Consider the following 19,447-nt stretch of genomic DNA (forward strand, 5'->3'; position numbering starts at 1 on the left):
CAAGACTAGCATATAAGTAAACTTATGTATTGATGGGTGAACATGTGTGTCAGCATTTAAACCTGGGATACATAAGGAAGGCTTATATAGCGATAGAAACCCAGTGTCAGAACCGGACTCGGGAAATCCGACCGTCCGGGATCGTATGGGGGCTGCAGGAAACGTGATTCTATTGAATGCGCGCGCCTGCCATCTACCCGACCTTCGCTTTCCGGGGGGCATGTTCTTCAGCTAACTTTGAAAAGAAAAACACTTTTCAAAGTGGATCTTCAGACCATGCTAATCCCCCAGGAGTCGAAGTGGACGCCTACGCTAGATAAAGTTCTACAATGGAGGCAAGAGTTAAAATAATGACTACTAACTCATCATTTCTAGAAAGGCCAAGTTTATAACTGTTAAAACCGTTGTAGAATCTATTTAAAGCGTAGGCCGCCCACTTTCACTCCTGTGGGAACGTTTTACCTGAAGATCCACTTTTTCAAGCGGTCTATGCTTGGAAAAGTTAGCTGAAGGCAAAACCCCACGGAAAGGGAAGTGGGCAGCCGGAGCGGATAATTAATAGATAAATCATTTCAAAATTATCACGTCTCTTACTTCACAGTTTGTGTTTAATAAGTATTATTTTAATAAATTAAACACACTTCGGAGGGTGTTATGATACTGACTTTGTATGGTAAGGAAAATTGTGGGCTTTGTGATCAGGCCAGAGTCACTCTGGAAATGTTGCAGCAAGACTATTCATTTGAAATAGAAGAAATAAACATTTATAATGATGATAAGCTTTTAGAAGAATACCACTTGTTAATTCCGGTGATTAAACACAAGGAATACTTGATTGACTCAGAGATTATTGACATCGAAAAGGTCGAAACTTATCTGAAATCGAAAAAATATTCAGAAAATAGTTGAGAGAAGTTAGAGCATTTGGTACAATTATCTATGGAAGTTAATTTTTTTTGTTCTGAGTGGGACGAAATGCGACTAGGAGGGACAAATATTTCCCGGTACTAGCAAAGGAGCTTTTCGATTGAAGGATTTATTAGATATTCAAGAAAAATTGTTCCCAGATTTACTTGATGTCATGCAAAGAAGATATAAAATATTACATTACATACAACTAATGCAGCCAATCGGGCGACGAAGCTTAGCTGAGAATATCAAGCTAAAAGAACGTGTCGTTCGAACCGAAATAGAATTCTTAAATAAGCATCAATTTATTATGGTGACATCAAAAGGCATGCAATTAACAGCAGATGGTGAAAATATCATCGAGAAATTATCTTCGTTTATGGATGAAATTTCTGAATTTCGTGTTTTAGAATCAGAAATTAAGGATAAATTACAATTGGAGCATGTCATTATTGTTTCAGGTAATAGTGATGAACAATTATCCGTCAAACAAGATTTAGGAAAAGCTTGTGTACAATTTTTAAGTTCGATATTAACTTCCAATCAAACGATTGCTGTCACAGGTGGAACATCTATGGCAGAGGTTGCAAACCAAATGAAACCAATGGAGCATGCTGCAAATTGTACGTTTGTTCCAGCACGAGGCGGATTAGGTGAACAGGTGGAAAATCAGGCCAATACAATATGTGCGCAAATGGCTAAAAAGGTTAACGGCAATTATCGAATGTTATATGTACCTGATCCTTTAAGTGAAGATACGTATCATACGATTATTGAAGAGCCAGCAATAAAAGATATCTTGGAAATGATTCATGATTCTAAGATTGTTCTTCATAGTATTGGGGATGCTATTACAATGGCGAAACGCCGTAAAGCGTCTACACCTGTAATAGATAAATTGACTAATGAAAATGCCGTTAGTGAAGCATTTGGTTATTATTTAGATGAACAAGGAAAAGTAGTATATAAAGTTCGAACAGTCGGTATGCAACTAGAAGAATTAGCACATGCAGAGTACGTAGTAGCAGTTGCTGGTGGATCTTCAAAAGCAAAAGCAATTCAATCTTACTTCAAACAAGGAAAGAGTAATGTATTGATAACAGATGAAGCAGCCGCAAAAGAGTTGTTAAAGGGGTAAATCCCTTTAAATATAAATTATAAAGCATATTCTAAGGAGGAATTTTAGCATGGCAGTAAAAGTAGGTATTAATGGTTTTGGACGTATCGGACGTTTAGCTTTCCGTCGTATTCAAGATGTAGAAGGTATTGAGGTTGTAGCAATCAATGACTTAACAAACGCAGATATGTTAGCACATTTATTAAAATATGACACTACACAAGGCCGTTTCAACGGCGATGTTAAAGTAAATGATGGATCATTCACTGTTAATGGTAATGAGGTTAAAGTATTAGCAAATGCTAACCCAGATGAATTACCATGGGGAGATCTTGGAGTAGATATCGTACTTGAATGTACTGGTTTCTTTACTTCAAAAGAAAAAGCAGAACTTCACCTTAAAGGTGGCGCTAAACGTGTTGTTATTTCTGCTCCAGGTGGAAATGATGTGCCAACAATCGTATATAATACAAACCATGAAACGTTAACTGGTGAAGAAACAGTTATTTCAGGTGCATCTTGTACTACAAACTGTTTAGCACCAATGGCTAAAACACTTCACGATCAATTCGGTGTTGTAGAAGGTCTAATGACTACAATTCACGCTTATACTGGTGATCAAATGACATTAGATGGTCCACACCCGAAAGGTGATTTCCGTCGTGCGCGCGCAGCAGCGGAAAATATCATCCCTAACTCAACTGGTGCTGCTAAAGCAATCGGTCTTGTTATTCCTGAATTAAATGGTAAATTAGATGGTGCAGCTCAACGTGTTCCAGTTGCAACTGGTTCATTAACAGAGCTAGTAACAGTTCTTGATAAAGAAGTAACTCCAGAACAAGTAAACAAAGCAATGGAAGAAGCTTCAAATGAATCTTATGGTTACACTACTGACGAAATCGTATCTAGTGATGTAATTGGTATCACTTACGGTTCCCTATTTGATGCAACGCAAACAAAAGTGATGACAGTAGGAGATAAGCAGTTAGTAAAAACTGTATCTTGGTATGACAATGAAATGTCTTACACTGCTCAATTAGTACGTACATTAGAATATTTCGCTAAATTATAATCATAAAGCGTTCGTAACAAATATTCATGTACCATATAAAGCGGGGAAGCTACGCGCTTCCCCTTTTATGCGTACTTATGGATAGGATTAAATCTGTAGGGAGGTTCATTTTTATGAACAAACAAACGATTAAAGACATAGAAGTTAAAGGTAAAAAAGTATTTTGTCGTGTAGACTTTAATGTGCCAATGAAAGACGGAGAGGTAACAGATGATACACGAATAAAAGCAGCATTACCAACGATTCAATACTTATCAGATCAAGGTGCAAAGGTAATCCTAGCTAGTCACCTAGGTCGTCCCGGTGGAGAAGTTGTCGAAGAACTTCGAATGGATGCAGTAGCAAAGCGCCTTAGCGATTTAATCAACAAATCTGTCATTAAAACAGATGAGGTTTATGGTGACGAAGTAAATCAAGCAGTAGCTCAATTAGAAGATGGAGATCTTTTGTTAATCGAAAATGTTCGATTTGAAGCAGGAGAGACTAAAAACGATCCTCAATTAGCGAAAGCATTCGCAAGTCTTGCCGATTACTTTGTTAATGATGCGTTTGGTGCTGCTCACCGTGCACATGCGTCTACAGCAGGAATTGCGGAGCATGTTCCATCTGCAGCAGGATTTTTATTAGAAAAAGAATTAGATGTTTTAGGAAAAGCCTTATCAGACCCAGAACGTCCTTTTACTGCAATCATTGGTGGAGCAAAAGTAAAGGATAAAATCGGTGTAATTGATAATCTTTTAGATAAAGTAGATAACCTTATTATTGGTGGCGGTCTTGCTTATACGTTTGTAAAAGCACTCGGTCATGAGGTAGGGAAATCACTTTTAGAAGAAGACAAAATTGAATTAGCGAAAGAGTATATGCAAAAAGCGAAAGACAAAGGTGTTAACTTTGTAATGCCTGTTGATGTTGTAGTTGCGGATGACTTTTCTAATGATGCGAACACGCAAATCGTAGCAATTGATCAAATTCCTGCTGACTTAGAAGCATTAGATATCGGTCCGAAAACGCGTGAAAAATACGCAGATATCGTGAAAGATTCTAAGCTAGTTATCTGGAATGGACCAATGGGTGTATTCGAATTAGAAGTCTTTGCTAATGGAACGAAAGCTGTAGCAGATGCATTAAGCAAAACAGAAGGTTATACTGTTATTGGTGGTGGAGATTCAGCAGCAGCTGTTGAAAAATTTGATTACGCAGATCAAATGGACCACATCTCAACAGGTGGTGGAGCTTCCTTAGAGTTTATGGAAGGTAAAGAACTACCAGGTGTAAGTGTACTAACAGACAAGTAATAAAGGAGAGGTGAATGACATGCGTAAAAAAGTAATTGCAGGTAACTGGAAAATGAATAAGCTACTAGGTGAAGCAGTACAATTTGTCGAAGATACCAAAGACAAAGTACCTAGCACAGAAAAAGTAGAATCAGTAGTTTGTGCACCTTTTCCTTACCTACCAACATTAGTAGAAAAAGCAAAAGGTACCGACTTAGCTGTAGCAGCTCAAACGATGCACTTTGAAGAAAATGGTGCATTTACAGGTGAAGTAAGCCCAAGCATGCTTGCAGATATTGGAGTAACTTATGTTGTATTAGGACACTCAGAACGTCGCGAAATGTTTGCTGAAACAGATGAAACAGTAAATAAAAAAGCACATGCAGCTTTCGCTCATAATTTAACTCCAATCGTATGTGTTGGTGAAACATTGGAACAACGTGAAGCAAATCAAACAATGGATGTTGTCGAAAAACAAGTAAAAGCAGCACTTGAAGGGTTAAGTGAAGAACAAGTTAAAGCTACGATCATTGCTTATGAACCTATCTGGGCAATTGGTACAGGCAAAACAGCTAGTTCTGAACAAGCGAATGAAGTTTGTACACATATTCGTAAAGTAGTTGCAGATACAATCTCCGCTGCTGCAGGTGATGCAGTACGTATTCAATATGGTGGAAGTGTAAAACCAGCAAATGTGGATGAGCTACTTTCACAATCGGATATTGATGGCGCACTTGTAGGTGGTGCAAGTCTTGAAGCAGATTCCTTTTTACAGCTAGTGGAGGCTGGTGCCAAATGAGCCAAAACAAATTAGCTGCACTTATCATCTTGGATGGTTATGCGATTCGAGATGAAGAAAAAGGAAATGCAGTCAAACAAGCAAACACTCCTAACTTTGATCGCTATTGGGGCAAATACCCAACCAGTCAGCTAACTGCTTCAGGCGAAGCTGTGGGCTTACCTGATGGACAAATGGGGAACTCAGAAGTTGGTCACTTAAACATTGGTGCAGGACGAATTGTCTATCAAAGTTTAACCCGTGTCAACTTATCGATTAAAGAAGGCGACTTTTTTGAAAATAAAGTATTATTAGACGCAACTGATCATGCCAAAAATAATGATAAAGCACTACACATTTTCGGATTATTATCGGATGGTGGGGTACACAGTCATATTGAACATTTATATGCAGTACTCAAGTTAGCAGCAGATAAAGGTCTTAAAAAAGTGTATGTGCATGCCTTTTTAGATGGCCGTGATGTTGGTCAAAAATCAGCAAAAAAATATATTGAAGATGCCCAAGCCAAAATGGATGAATTTGGTGTTGGTGAATTTGCTACCATTTCTGGTCGATACTACTCGATGGATCGTGACAAACGTTGGGATCGTGTTAAAAAGTCGTACGATGCGATGGTAAACGGTGAAGGTCCAACCTATTCAGATCCTATTGAAGTAGTGGAGGATTCATACAAGAATGAAATCTATGACGAATTCGTGCTTCCTTCCGTTATTACGGATGAGAATGGACAACCGAAAGCAACGATTCAAGATGAAGATTCTGTGATCTTTTATAACTTCCGACCAGACCGTGCTATTCAAATTTCTCGGACCTTCGCAAATGAAGATTTCCGTGATTTTGACAGAGGAGCTAAAGCACCGAAGGATATTCATTTTGTATGTCTTACTAACTTTAGTGAAACAGTCGATGGTTATGTTGCCTATGAACCAGTGAACCTGGACAATACAGTCGGTGAAGTTTTAGCACAAAACAATTTAAATCAATTACGTATTGCCGAAACCGAAAAATTCCCACACGTTACCTTCTTTATGAGTGGTGGCCGTGAGAAAGAGTTTCCGGGCGAAAAACGTATCTTAATCGATTCACCTAAAGTTGCAACATATGATTTGCAACCGGAAATGAGTGCTTATGAAGTAACAGACGCACTTTTAGAAGAATTAGATAAGGACGAGCAAAATGCGATTATTTTAAATTTTGCAAATCCTGACATGGTAGGTCACTCTGGTATGTTAGAGCCGACGATCAAAGCAATTGAGACGGTTGACGAGTGCTTAGGTAAAATCGTTGACAAGATCATTGAAAAAGGTGGAAATGCCATCATCACAGCTGACCATGGTAACTCTGATGAAGTGTTAACCGAAGAAGGTAAGCCGATGACTGCCCATACAACCAATCCAGTTCCTGTTATCGTAACTAAGGATGGCGTGGAATTACGAGATGGTGGTATTTTAGCAGATCTTGCACCAACCCTATTAGATTTATTAGAAGTCAACCAACCAAAAGAAATGACCGGCGCAAGCCTTATTAAAAAATAATGAATTAAAAGGAGAGTTTTAGATTATGCCATTTATTACAGATGTTTATGCACGCGAAGTATTAGATTCTCGTGGTAACCCAACAGTTGAAGTTGAAATCTATACAGAAACAGGAGCATTCGGTTCTGCACTAGTTCCAAGTGGTGCTTCCACTGGTGAACACGAAGCAGTAGAATTACGTGATGGTGACAAAGACCGTTACCTTGGAAAAGGTGTACTAAAAGCAGTAGAAAACGTTAACGAAGTAATCGCTCCAGAATTACTTGGTATCGACGTAACTCGCCAAGTTGTAATTGATCAACTTTTATTAGAACTTGATGGTACAGAAAACAAAGGTAAACTAGGAGCAAATGCAATCCTAGGTGTATCGATGGCAGCAGCACATGCAGCGGCTGACTACTTAGGTGTTCCACTTTATACGTACTTAGGTGGATTTAATGCTACTACACTTCCAACACCAATGATGAACATCCTTAATGGTGGAGAGCATGCGGATAACAACGTAGATATTCAGGAATTCATGATCATGCCTGTAGGTGCGCCTACTTTCCGTGAAGCACTTCGTATGGGTGCAGAAATTTTCCACAACTTGAAAAAAGTTCTTAGTGGAAAAGGATATAACACAGGTGTTGGTGATGAAGGTGGTTTCGCACCAAACTTGAAATCAAATGAAGAAGCACTTTCTACTATCATTGAAGCAATCGAAGCAGCTGGTTACAAACCAGGTGAAGAAGTGAAGCTTGCAATGGACGTAGCATCTTCTGAGTTCTATGAAGATGGTAAGTACAACCTTAAAGGTGAAGGTGTTGTTCGTACTTCAGAAGAAATGGTTGCATGGTATGAAGAAATGACAGATAAGTACCCAATCATTTCAATCGAAGACGGTCTTGATGAAAACGACTGGGAAGGTCATAAACTTCTTACAGATCGTATCGGTAGCAAAGTACAATTAGTAGGTGACGATTTATTCGTTACAAATACCAAGCGTCTTGCTCAAGGTATTGAACAAGGTGTAGGTAACTCTATCCTTGTAAAAGTGAACCAAATCGGTACACTTACAGAAACATTTGAAGCAATCGAAATGGCAAAAACAGCTGGATATACAGCGGTTATCTCGCACCGTTCAGGTGAAACAGAAGATGCAACAATTGCTGACATCGCAGTTGCTACAAATGCTGGCCAAATCAAAACAGGTGCACCGTCTCGTACAGACCGTGTAGCAAAATACAACCAATTACTTCGCATTGAAGATGAACTAATTGGAACAGCAAAATACGCTGGTAAAACAGCATTCTATAACCTAAATAACTAAGTTAGAGTGACTAAAGTCCAAAACGATTATTGATAATCCTTTTGGACTTTTTTATTTGAAAAATATAATTGACAAGGATTTATTTAATGTGTATTATTTTAGGTAGTGCAAATGATAATCTTTTTCAATTAGATGAGGTTTTATATTCACCTCAGCGCTGAGAAAAAACACCCGTTTTGTCTGATAAATGAATATATCGCCCAAAACGCAAAGGGAGAAGCATCTGTTTTGTCCGATAAACGAATATATCGCCCAAAACGGAAAGCAAAAGCACTCGTTTTGTCCGATAAACGGATATATCGCCCAAAATCGAAAGCAAAAGCACTCGTTTTGTCCGATAAACGTGTATATCGTCCAAAGCGCAAAGGAAAAGCACCCGTTTTGTCCGATAAACGGATATATCGCCCAAAACGCAAAGAAAAAAGCACCTGTTTTGTCCGATAAACGGATTATATTTGCCACCACACAAAAAAATACATAATGTAAGAGAGGGGACATATTTATGAAAAAGTTATTTTTTATCGCATTTATCATGTTTATTAGTGTTGTTTTAGTTGCCTGTGGAGAGGGTAATACTGAATCTGATCAGGACGACCAACAAGGGCAAGAGGAAAATCAAGAACAAGAGCAGGCTAATGAGTCAGAGACAAGTGAAGAAACATCTATCACTGTTACAGATGTTTATGGAGAGCAGACCTTTGATGAAGTGCCTGAGCGAATCGTTGTGTTAGAATGGGTATATGCCGAAAATTTGCTAGCACTTGATATACAACCTGTTGGTATGGCAGATATTGAAGGTTATCATGATTGGGTAAACATCGAACCAGAAATTGGTGATGATGTAGAGGATGTTGGAACGAGACAAGAACCAAATTTAGAAGCGATTCAAGCGCTCGAACCGGATGTGATTATCACCGCGAATTCCCGACATGAAGCGATCATGGATAGCTTAAAAGAAATCGCACCAACACTTGCTTACAATTCCTACCCGGAAGAGGGAGAAGGAACACAGTATGAAGAGATGGAATCAACCTTTAAAGAGATGGCTAAATTGGTACAAAAAGAAGAGCAAGCAAATCAACTTTTAGCTGATTTAGATCAAACATATAGCGATATTGAGACAGAAATTTCTGAAGCAGGTGTTGATAACACAGACTTTGTTTTGGCACAAGCATTCAGCTCTGACAATTCTCCAGTGATTCGCTTATTTAAAGATAACGCAATGGCTACTGAAATCATGACAAAGATTGGTTTAGAAAATGCTTATCAATCAGATGGTTTCCAACTTTACGGATTTGACGAAACTAGTGTAGAATCATTACAGACAGCACAAGATGCACATTTTTTCTATATTGTGCAAGAAGATGATAATATTTTCACCAATCAATTGGCAGGAAATCCTGCATGGGAAGAATTAGCTTTTGTCAAAGAAGAGAGAACGCACCAATTACCTGGTGATACATGGACATTTGGTGGACCACTGTCTGCTGAAGTTTTTGCAAACCAAATTAAAGAAGCATTAACACAAGAGAAGTGATTTTATGGTAACAAAAAACAAAACATATATGGGAAGAACGGTTCTGACCTTTGGGGGCGGAACCGTCCTTTTGCTTTTATTAGTTTTTATACATATGAACCAAGGGAGCGTATCAATCGCTCCTAAAACTATACTTGAAGCGATATTTGCTCCAAAAGATATATTAGAACACCACACTGTAAGGTATTTACGAATGCCTCGTGCTGTTATAGGTATTTTAGCTGGTGGAGCACTGGCAGTTTCTGGTGCATTATTACAAACAATTACGAAAAATCCACTCGCTTCTGCCAGTACTCTTGGTATTCACTCCGGGTCTTATTTTGCTGTTGTATTTGCCAGTGTATTTATATCCGCAACAAGTGGATGGAGTGGTTTATTGATTGCATTTGTTGGTGGGATTTTGACTGCTGTCTTAGTTTATACATTAGCGGGCGTAGCGAACGCGAGCCCAGTCAAAATGGTGCTGGCAGGAATGGTTGTTACTATGATGTTTTCGGCATTTACGTCGATGTTACAGATTTTCTTTGAGAATGAAACTGCCGGTTTATTTTTATGGGGATCAGGTACATTAGTTCAAAATAATTGGGATGGCGTTCAATTTACATATCCTTTTATTATCGTAGGGGTGATTGGTTCGCTGTTGATTGCAAGATCACTTGATTTATTCCAATTAGGCGAAGAGGTGGCTACTGGTCTAGGACAAAATGTAGAGCGAACAAGAATGATAACGATCACGTTAGCTGTCTTTCTAACCGCCGTTACTGTCAGTGTAGTAGGACCAATTGGATTTGTAGGAATCATCGCACCTCATCTAATTAAACTCCTTGGCTTTCAAAAACACTATATGGTTATTTTAGGTTCCTTTTTGTGGGGGGCAATTGTTTTAGTAGGAGCAGATGTACTTGCACGAATTTTAGATCCAACGTTCTCTGAGTTACCGGTTGGTGCGATTACAGCATTTATTGGTGCGCCATGGTTAATCTTTTTGATTATGAAAAAACAAAACAAAAATTATAGCAGTAAAGATACAGGTATATTAGCAGGTCAGATAAAGTCTAGCAAGTTTCAAAAATTGGTCGTCCCTACACTGATATTGATAGCTTTGTTGACACTTTTTATTGGGATATCGACAGGAAACAATGGTATTCAATTAGTCCAAACGTTTCAAGCAATATTTTTGAATAATGATACTTTTATTCAGAATATGGCATTGGATTTGCGTTTGCCTCGATTACTCGTAGCAGCTGGAAGTGGTATTTTACTTGCGATCAGTGGTTACATTTTCCAAGGTGTTTTACGAAATCCTTTAGCAGATCCATCGGTTATCGGGATCACTTCCGGTGCAGGTGTTGGTGCATTAATCTTCCTTTATATCGGATCGATTTCAGCAGTATGGGTGCCGTTGGGGGCATTTACTGGTGCAATTATAGCCTTCTTAATCGTTATGGTGTTAGCTTATCGGGCAGACTTTCAACCAGCGTTATTAGCATTATTAGGGATAGGTGTATCTGCTTTTGGTTCAGCGATCATTCAAATCATTGTAGTACGTTCCGATATGGCGGTTGCTTCTGCATTAACATGGCTCTCAGGGACAACCTATGCTAAAAGTTGGACAGAATTATTATATTATCTTGTCGGACCTCTGATTATATTGGTGCCAATCGTCTTTTTAGTTAGTGATCGGATTCATACACTTGCACTAGGAGATGACACAGCAAAAGGCTTAGGTTTACCTGTGTTAAAAACTCGGTTCTATTTAGCTTTGTTGGCATCGATAGTAGCTGCAGCAAGTGTCGCAACTGTTGGAACGATTGGGTTTGTCGGGCTAATAGCTCCACATGTTGCCCGTATGCTCTTAGGCCCAACACATAAACAATTATTTATGACATCTGCGTTATTAGGTGGCGTATTTCTGATGATAGCGGATGTTCTTAGCCGTACACTGCTGGTACCTAAGGAAATTCCTTCAGGTATTATTATCGCTATAATAGGTGCGCCATACTTTTTATGGCTAATGAATCGGTCAAATAAGTGGAAAATGTAACAAGAGGATTATCTATCTAAAAAGATGGATAATCCTTTGTTAATATATGGTATAATGTAATTATCAAATTAAATGGAAGTGGTAACAATTACAAAAACAATTATTTTTGATTTCGATGGCACAATGGTTGATTCTAAAAAAGCATTAATTGCGGGATGGAATAAGCTAGCAAGAAAAGCAAATTACAGAGAAATGAAATTAAGTGATATTGAAGCCTTTAGACAATTATCTCTAAAGGCAAAAAGCGAATTTTTAAGGTGTCCATTAATTAAAATACCATTTCTAATGCCAAAATTTTATTCTGTATACCGAGACTCTATTGATGAAGTCGAAATCATAAATGGCATAAAAGAACTGATGGATAGTTTAAAAGGCAGAGGGTATGAGATTGGAATAATCTCTACGAATTCAAAAGAAAATATTTCAATCATTTTAAAACGCTATAACATATCAAGTGTTAGTAAGATTTACAGCTCAACCAGTGTTTTTGGAAAAGATAAATTATTAAGGAAATTTGTGAGAGAACAACGCATACCTTTTTCTCAAGTAACCTATATTGGGGATGAAGAACGGGATATAATTGCTTGTAAAAAAGTGAATGTCCGTATGATCTGGGTTGATTGGGGATATGATTCACAAGAAGTAATAGAAAAACATAGTCCGGATTATATGGTGCATACACCAGAAGAAATTCTATCGATCATAGGTTGAAAATTATAAAATCCCCTCTGAAAAATCATTCAAGAGGGGATTAATTATAACTATTGTTTAGTTTTCTCACGTATAAAAGTTTCTACGTCGTCAGCTGTATTCATGCTAAGAAGTTGCTCTTTATACGAAGCTAATTCCTCTTTCGATAAGTCTTTGATTTGCGTACGAGCTGGTAGAATAGAAGTTGCACTCATACTAAATTCATCAAGACCTAACGCAAGTAAAATTGGAATCGCAATCGAATCGCCAGCCATCTCTCCACACATACCTGCCCATTTACCTTCAGCATGCGCTGCCTCGATCACATTATTGACAAGGTTTAGGATAGCAGGGTGGTACGGTTGATACAAGTAGCTAACACGTTCGTTCATACGGTCAGCAGCCAATGTATATTGGATTAAATCGTTAGTTCCAATGCTGAAAAAGTCAACTTCTTTCGCAAATTGACGAGCAATTACTGCGGTAGAAGGAATTTCCACCATAATTCCGATTTCGATTGAATCAGATACTTCTGTACCCTCGTTTGTCAGTTTATCTTTTTCCTCTAAAAGGATTGCTTTTGCTTGACGGAACTCGTCTAATGTCGCAATCATAGGGAACATGATTTTTAAATTTCCATATGTACTTGCACGAAGTAGTGCACGTAATTGTGTACGGAAAATATCATCACGTTCTAAACATAAACGAATGGCACGGAAACCGAGGAAAGGATTCATCTCTTCAGGTAATTCAAGGTATGGCAACTCTTTATCGCCACCAATATCAAGCGTACGAACGACAACAGGTTTTTCACCCATTTGTTCCAATACAGATTTATAAGCATCAAATTGCTCATCTTCTGTTGGCAGTTCGTTTTTACCCATATAAAGAAATTCTGTTCGATATAAGCCGACACCTTCGCTGCCATTGTTTAAAACACCTTCGACATCATTTGGTGTACCGATGTTGGCTACAAGCTCTACATGGTGACCATCTTTTGAAACAGATGGTTCGTCTTTCAATTTCGCCCATTCCTGTTTTTGTTGTTCGAAGTCTTCTTGTTTTTGTTGATAGGATTTCACTTGTTCCTCAGATGGATTAATAATAACTTTACCATCGATGCCATCAACAATTAAGATATCTCCTTGTTTCACTTGTTCGGTTACATCTTTTGTACCGACAACTGCAGGAATTTCTAAGGAACGTGCCATAATAGCTGAATGCGATGTACGGCCACCAATATTTGTTGTGAACCCTTGTACAAATTGTTTATTCAATTGTGCCGTATCAGATGGTGTTAAGTCCTCAGCAATCACAACGACTTGCTCATCTATTAAAGCAGGATTCGGGAATGAAACCTCTAATAAATGTGCCATAACACGTTTGGTTACATCTTTAATATCTGCTGCACGTTCTCTCATGTACTCATTTTCCATGTTTTCGAACATTTGAATAAACATTTGTGCTGTTTCATCTAATGCGAATTCAGCATTGACATTATCTGACTTGATCTTGTCTTCAATAGGATTAATTAATTCAGGGTCACTTAGAACTAATAAGTGAGCTGAAAAAATTTCTGCATGCTCGTCACCTAAAGAGGTGCGAGCATGCTCTTTGATTTTTTCCAATTCAGCTTTGGAAATATCTAATGCTTTTGTTAAGCGGTCTACTTCACTGTTCGTATCTTCTACTTTCTTTTTTTCAAAAGAAAGGTCGGGAATTGCTAATTTATAAGCTTTCGCTATAGCTATCCCGTTTGATGCTGCTATTCCTGTTAATTGACTCATTTAAGTATTACTCTCCTAGACCTTCTGATTTAATAACTTCTACCACTGCATCTAGTGCTTCTTGCTCGTCTGATCCGTCTGCAACGATTTTAATTTCTGCACCTTGTGGGATACCTAGAGACATAACACCCATAATTGATTTAAGGTTAATTGACTTACCGTTATATTCTAAGTTCATATCTGATGCGAAACTACCTGCTTTATTTACTAGTACTGTTGCTGGACGTGCGTGAACCCCTGTCTCGTCTGTGATTGTTACTGTTTTTTCTACTGCCATAATAAAAAACCTCCTAAATAATATGATTTTAGATAATACTACAACTTAATTTTACTCTTTTTATGGGTCATATTTCAAGGGAAATCATGTGTAGCATGGTAATTATACGTATTAAGTGCTATTCTTACAAGCAATTTGCCTATCTAACCATTTAATAATATCTTGATAAGCTACTGTTTTATTCGTTTCATTTAATAATTCATGTCTACTATGATTGTATAAGTGCCATTCAATAGACTGTAATCCAAGCAATTGATAAAAGGCAACAGTCTTTTCCACCCCTTTGCCATAATGACCAACAGGGTCTTCTTTACCACTTAGTAATAATAAAGGAAGATCCTTTGGTATTTTATTCGCGGATGCTTTTGACTGAATGTTTTCTATGCCATTGTAAAAATCATAAAAAAATTGAATGCTTGGTACAAAACCACATAAAGGATCATTTTGATATTTTTTGATTTCTTGTGGGTTGGAAGATAACCAATCTAATGACGTTTTACGATCCGTTTTTTTGTTATAGCCAAAAAAGGTAATGTTATTCATAAAGGGTGAAGGTGATGATTTTTCTTTCTTTATACCAATTGTTTTTGCTAACAGCTTTCCTATTTTAAGTAAAGCTGAAGGTTGAAAGCCCGTACCAACTAAAATCACGCCATTAAGATATTCTGGTTTTTGCATGATATAGCGCCGACTAATAAAAGATCCCATACTATGTCCAATGAGGAAAATAGGGATTGATGGATGCTTTTTCTTAATATGTTCTGTTAGTTCAATACAGTCTTGAACCACTCTCTCAAATCCATTGCTTTCCCCAAAAAAACCTAAACTGTCAGCTCTTTGACCAGTCCTTCCATGCCCTCTATGATCATGGCCGTATACAATAAAGCCTTGTTCTGCCAAATATGTAGCAAATTCGTTATACCTCTCAATATGTTCAACCATACCATGAGCAATTTGCACAACTGCCTTTGGTTCAACCGATCTTTTCCAACACCTCACAAAAAGTTCATGCTGATCATTAGTATGATACCAAAAAGACTCCTCATTCATGTACTTAACCCCCTTGTAGAAACAAACTGCGAATTATTGATTCTTTTGTAAGTTCGTTTAACGTGGATAAGTTACTTCTGATCTTCTTCACGGGAAAAGTGCTGCTGTAGACGGGAATTATACTGCTCTTCACGGGAATTGTCGTTTATTCCCGTGAAGAAGCAAACAATTCCCGTCTACAGAAAGGTATTTCCCGTGAAGAAATTTACAATTCCCGTTAACTGCACATGAATTCCCGTGAAGAGACTTTACAATTCTTACTTCGCAGCAGTTTAATATTAATATGCCTTTGCTCTACTTAAATATATCATACCATGATAAAGGTGGTAGATTTAGAAAAACTTCTTGCTATTTATGATACTTTTTGCTACATTGTTAATATGTATTTGTACGTCTAAGGGGGGTTTGCAACATGTTAACCGTTGCAATGACTTTATTAATTATTGATGCCATCGTTTTAATTGTATTTGTATTATTACAATCAGGAAAAAGCGCAGGTCTATCTGGAGCAATTTCAGGTGGAGCAGAACAATTATTCGGTAAACAAAAAGCAAAAGGTGTCGATGCTGTATTGCATCGTGGAACGATCGTAACCGGAGTGTTACTGTTTGTTCTTACATTTGCTATTGCGTATTTATTATAATCCAGAAATAGGACAATATAATAGCATCAATTAAAACATCCTCAGCTCTCATGCAGAGGATGTTTTTCTTTAAAAGGCAAGAAAGTATGAAAATTCGCAGATGTCTAGCTCCGAGCACCCAGAAACTAGGCGACTTCACGAAATCGCCCTACGATAAGTCATCATCGGTTCGCAAGCTCACCGTGATTCCTTTATCTCAGTCGATTCGCTCCAGTCGCTACGTTTCTATTCGGGCGCTCTGCGCTTTTCTTAGTAAAGAATATAAATATGTAGTAAACTTAGAAATATTTACTAGGTAGGAAGGAGTTAGCCAACCATGAAAATGAAACAACCACAACCTTTTATGTTTGAAGGAGACGAACGTGCGGTATTACTATTACATGGATTCACTGGACACTCGGCAGATGTCAGAATGTTGGGAAGACATTTAAACAGTATTGGATATACATGCTATGCACCGATATATCGAGGACATGGAAAATCACCGGAGGAATTAATTGAGGCAACCGCTGAACAGTGGTGGGAAGACGTACTTGATGCCTATCAGCATTTACAAGAAAAAGGATATCAAAAAATCGCAGTTGCAGGATTATCACTAGGAGGAGTGCTAGGCTTACGATTGGCATGCAATAATCCAATTAAAGGAGTAATAACCATGTGTTCTCCAATGTTTTTTGATAATGAAGAACAATTAACGATTGGATTTAGACAATTCGCAAAAGAGTATAAGCAATTAGAAAAAAAGGACGAAGAAACGATCAAAGAGGAAGTAGAAAACCTTTTGACTAATTCTAAAGAACTATTTCAACAAATTGAAAAGTCGATCACGAGAGTGAAAGAAAATGTCGATATGCTTTATACGCCGACATTTGTTGCACAAGCAACTCACGATCAAATGATTAATCCAAAAAGTGCAGATTATATCTATGAGAATGTAGAATCGGATAATAAGCATATTAAATGGTATGAAAATGCAGGACATGCCATTACATTTAGTAAAGATAAAGACCAATTACACCAAGATGTTGAAGAATTTCTCGCATCACTTGATTGGTAATAGCCATACTAACAAAAAAAGAAGAAAGAGGTGAAGCGTAAATATGGCAAATTTACAACAACAAATTTTAGAGTATTTTAATGAAAATGCAACTAAACCACTATCTGTTCAAGAACTAGAGGATGTACTAGAGTTAGACGATGCAGATCAGTTCACGGAACTAATTAAAACACTTAATCAACTTGAAGAAAATGGAGAATTAATCCGCACACGAAAAAATCGTTATGGATTACCTGAAAAAATGAATCTAATCCGAGGTACGATCCAAATGCATGCAAAAGGATTTGCTTTTTTATTACCAGACGATGAGACAATGGAAGATGTTTATCTCAACCATGCGGATTTAGCATCTGCTATGAATGGTGATAAAGTTTTTGTTCGTGTTGATCGCCGGGATGATGATGGGAAACGGGCAGAAGGCGTCGTAGTCAGAATCATCGAGCGAAATATGAAAGAACTGATCGGAACCTATGAAGATAATGGAGCATTTGGCTTTGTTATTGCGGATGACAAACGAATCCCAAATGATATTTTTGTACCAAAGGGTGAAGCAAAGGGAGCCGTAAGTGGTCATAAAGTGATTGTCGAGATCACCAAGTTTCCTGAAGGTAGAATGAGTGCTGAGGGTAGAGTAATTGACATTCTTGGTCACAAAAACGATCCAGGAATGGACATATTATCGATCATTTATAAAAATGGCATTGCTATTGATTTCCCACAAGAAGTATTAGAGCAAGCGGAGAATATTTCCGAGGAAATAACAGAATCGGAAATAAAGGATAGACGCGATCTGCGAAATGAAGTTATCGTGACCATTGATGGTGCAGATGCCAAGGATTTAGATGATGCAGTTACCGTGAAGAAATTAGACAATGGTAATTATAAATTAGGTGTTTATATTGCTGATGTCACGCATTATGTCAAAGAAGGTTCACCTATTGATCGTGAAGCATTAGAACGGGGGACGAGTGCCTATTTAGTTGACCGCGTGATACCGATGATCCCACACCGCTTATCCAACGGTATTTGTTCATTGAACCCGCAAGTAGACCGACTCGTTCTTGGTTGTGATATGGAGATCAATACGAAAGGTGAAGTGGTCAACCACGAAATCTTTCAAGCAGTAATTAACACAACAGAGCGGATGACATATAAAGCAGTAAACCAAATATTAGCTGATAAAGACCAGGAAACAATGGAAAGATATGCATCGTTAGTACCGATGTTTCAAGATATGGAGAAGCTTGCAGAAATATTACGAGGTAAGCGTTTTGGTCGTGGTGCGATTGATTTCGACTTTAAAGAGGCACAGGTATTAGTAGATGACAAGGGTAAAGCAAATGATGTCGTGATCCGCGAACGTTCAGTGGGTGAACGTTTAATTGAAGAATTTATGTTATGTGCAAACGAAACGATTGCTGAGCATTTCCATTGGATGGATGTTCCTTTTATTCATCGTATTCATGAGGACCCGGATCCATCAAAATTACAAACGTTCTTTGAGTTTATCTCAAGGTTCGGTTATGTTGTTAAAGGTTCTTCCAATGAAATACATCCACAAGCATTACAAAATGTATTGGATGAAGTAGCTGGAGCCGAAGAGGAAATGATTATTTCTAAGCTTATGTTACGTTCGATGAAACAAGCGAAATACGATCCACAAGGAGTTGGACACTTCGGATTGGCAACAGAATTTTATACCCATTTTACATCGCCAATAAGAAGGTATCCAGACTTAACGGTGCATCGATTGATTCGCACCTATTTAATTGAAAATAAATTAGATGCGAAAACACGTAATCATTGGAAAGATCGTATGCCAGATATCGCGAAACAAGCTTCATTAAAAGAACGTGCAGCAGTCGATGCAGAGCGTGAAGTAGATGACTTGAAAAAAGCAGAGTACATGCAGGATAAAATTGGTGAAGAATACGAAGGCGTCATTAGTTCTGTTACTAATTTTGGTCTGTTTGTAGAGCTTCCTAGTACAGTAGAAGGTCTTGTACATGTAAGTTATCTGACAGATGACTATTATCATTTTGACGAAAAAGCTTATGCTATGATCGGTGAACGTACTGGAAATGTATTTCAAGTAGGTGATGCGATTATGGTAAAAGTAGCGCAAGTTAACTTGGATGAAAGAGCAGTTGATTTTGAAATCTTAGGTATGAAACCAAGAAAAAATCGACCTCAAACCAGAGGGAAAGTTATCGAAACGAAGCGAAATAACAGTAAATTAAAAAAGACTGCAAAAAAATCACAAAAATCCAATGGCAAGAAAAAGAAAAACGGTGGTAGAAAGAAAAAGAAGAAGTAGAGAAGCTTTTTGCTTTTCTGCTTTTTC

At 37.8% G+C, this 19,447-nt stretch carries 16 protein-coding genes; 13 read left to right on the plus strand and 3 right to left on the minus strand.

Going from position 1 to position 19,447, the window contains the following annotated elements:
* Nucleotides 1–654 precede the first annotated feature (654 nt).
* The 10 genes from BN3107_RS06295 to BN3107_RS06345 all read left to right on the plus strand — a co-directional run bounded on the left by BN3107_RS06295 (nucleotide 655) and on the right by BN3107_RS06345 (nucleotide 12,310).
* Nucleotides 655–909, plus strand: coding sequence for a glutaredoxin family protein (locus tag BN3107_RS06295; RefSeq protein ID WP_058306767.1), 255 nt, complete (start codon nucleotides 655–657; stop codon nucleotides 907–909).
* A gap of 118 nt (nucleotides 910–1,027) precedes the next feature.
* Nucleotides 1,028–2,047 (plus strand): sugar-binding transcriptional regulator, encoded by a 1,020-nt coding sequence (locus tag BN3107_RS06300; protein ID WP_058306768.1) that lies wholly within the window; start codon nucleotides 1,028–1,030, stop codon nucleotides 2,045–2,047.
* A 49-nt stretch (nucleotides 2,048–2,096) separates the two neighbouring features.
* Nucleotides 2,097–3,098 carry a type I glyceraldehyde-3-phosphate dehydrogenase gene (gene gap, locus BN3107_RS06305; RefSeq protein WP_058306769.1) on the plus strand — a complete coding sequence of 334 codons (1,002 nt, stop codon included), beginning with the start codon at nucleotides 2,097–2,099 and terminating at the stop codon, nucleotides 3,096–3,098.
* A gap of 113 nt (nucleotides 3,099–3,211) precedes the next feature.
* On the plus strand, nucleotides 3,212–4,393 hold the full coding sequence (locus BN3107_RS06310) for a phosphoglycerate kinase (RefSeq protein WP_058306770.1): 1,182 nt from the start codon (nucleotides 3,212–3,214) through the stop codon (nucleotides 4,391–4,393).
* 19 nt (nucleotides 4,394–4,412) lie between these two features.
* A complete protein-coding gene (gene tpiA, locus BN3107_RS06315) occupies nucleotides 4,413–5,171 on the plus strand; it encodes a triose-phosphate isomerase (protein ID WP_058306771.1) in 759 nt (252 codons plus the stop codon).
* Nucleotides 5,168–6,706, plus strand: coding sequence for a 2,3-bisphosphoglycerate-independent phosphoglycerate mutase (gpmI, locus tag BN3107_RS06320; protein ID WP_058306772.1), 1,539 nt, complete (start codon nucleotides 5,168–5,170; stop codon nucleotides 6,704–6,706). The genes tpiA and gpmI overlap by 4 nt, the downstream gene beginning before the upstream one ends.
* Nucleotides 6,707–6,731: 25 nt before the next feature.
* Nucleotides 6,732–8,018, plus strand: a complete 1,287-nt coding sequence (gene eno, locus BN3107_RS06325; protein ID WP_058306773.1) for a phosphopyruvate hydratase — start codon at nucleotides 6,732–6,734, stop codon at nucleotides 8,016–8,018.
* Nucleotides 8,019–8,520: 502 nt separating this feature from the next.
* A complete protein-coding gene (locus tag BN3107_RS06335; RefSeq protein ID WP_058306775.1) occupies nucleotides 8,521–9,555 on the plus strand; it encodes an ABC transporter substrate-binding protein in 1,035 nt (344 codons plus the stop codon).
* A gap of 4 nt (nucleotides 9,556–9,559) precedes the next feature.
* On the plus strand, nucleotides 9,560–11,599 hold the full coding sequence (locus BN3107_RS06340; RefSeq protein ID WP_082631245.1) for an iron ABC transporter permease: 2,040 nt from the start codon (nucleotides 9,560–9,562) through the stop codon (nucleotides 11,597–11,599).
* 72 nt (nucleotides 11,600–11,671) lie between these two features.
* Nucleotides 11,672–12,310, plus strand: coding sequence for an HAD hydrolase-like protein (locus tag BN3107_RS06345; protein ID WP_058306776.1), 639 nt, complete (start codon nucleotides 11,672–11,674; stop codon nucleotides 12,308–12,310).
* Nucleotides 12,311–12,360: 50 nt separating this feature from the next.
* On the opposite strand, the gene ptsP is transcribed toward BN3107_RS06345, so the two are convergent.
* The 3 genes from ptsP to BN3107_RS06360 form a co-directional block, all read right to left on the minus strand.
* Nucleotides 12,361–14,076 carry a phosphoenolpyruvate--protein phosphotransferase gene (ptsP, locus tag BN3107_RS06350; RefSeq protein ID WP_058306777.1) on the minus strand — a complete coding sequence of 572 codons (1,716 nt, stop codon included), beginning with the start codon at nucleotides 14,074–14,076 and terminating at the stop codon, nucleotides 12,361–12,363.
* A 7-nt stretch (nucleotides 14,077–14,083) separates the two neighbouring features.
* Nucleotides 14,084–14,353: a phosphocarrier protein HPr gene (locus BN3107_RS06355; protein ID WP_018930942.1), complete on the minus strand. Its 270-nt coding sequence runs from the start codon at nucleotides 14,351–14,353 to the stop codon at nucleotides 14,084–14,086.
* Nucleotides 14,354–14,464: 111 nt separating this feature from the next.
* Nucleotides 14,465–15,403, minus strand: coding sequence for an alpha/beta hydrolase (locus BN3107_RS06360; RefSeq protein ID WP_058306778.1), 939 nt, complete (start codon nucleotides 15,401–15,403; stop codon nucleotides 14,465–14,467).
* Between the two features lie 412 nt (nucleotides 15,404–15,815).
* Between BN3107_RS06360 and secG the strand changes: the two genes are divergently transcribed.
* The 3 genes from secG (at nucleotide 15,816) to rnr (ending at nucleotide 19,420) form a co-directional block, all read left to right on the plus strand.
* On the plus strand, nucleotides 15,816–16,046 hold the full coding sequence (gene secG / locus BN3107_RS06365; protein ID WP_058306779.1) for a preprotein translocase subunit SecG: 231 nt from the start codon (nucleotides 15,816–15,818) through the stop codon (nucleotides 16,044–16,046).
* Between the two features lie 316 nt (nucleotides 16,047–16,362).
* The gene (locus tag BN3107_RS06370; RefSeq protein ID WP_058306780.1) at nucleotides 16,363–17,103 is read left to right on the plus strand and encodes an alpha/beta hydrolase; all 741 of its coding nucleotides are present in this window, start codon (nucleotides 16,363–16,365) and stop codon (nucleotides 17,101–17,103) included.
* A 43-nt stretch (nucleotides 17,104–17,146) separates the two neighbouring features.
* Nucleotides 17,147–19,420 (plus strand): ribonuclease R, encoded by a 2,274-nt coding sequence (gene rnr / locus BN3107_RS06375; RefSeq protein ID WP_058306781.1) that lies wholly within the window; start codon nucleotides 17,147–17,149, stop codon nucleotides 19,418–19,420.
* Nucleotides 19,421–19,447: the final 27 nt, after the last annotated feature.

The sequence above is a fragment of the Gracilibacillus massiliensis genome (assembly GCF_001458115.1).
In the GTDB taxonomy this organism is placed as follows: Bacteria; Bacillota; Bacilli; order Bacillales; family Amphibacillaceae; genus Gracilibacillus; species Gracilibacillus massiliensis.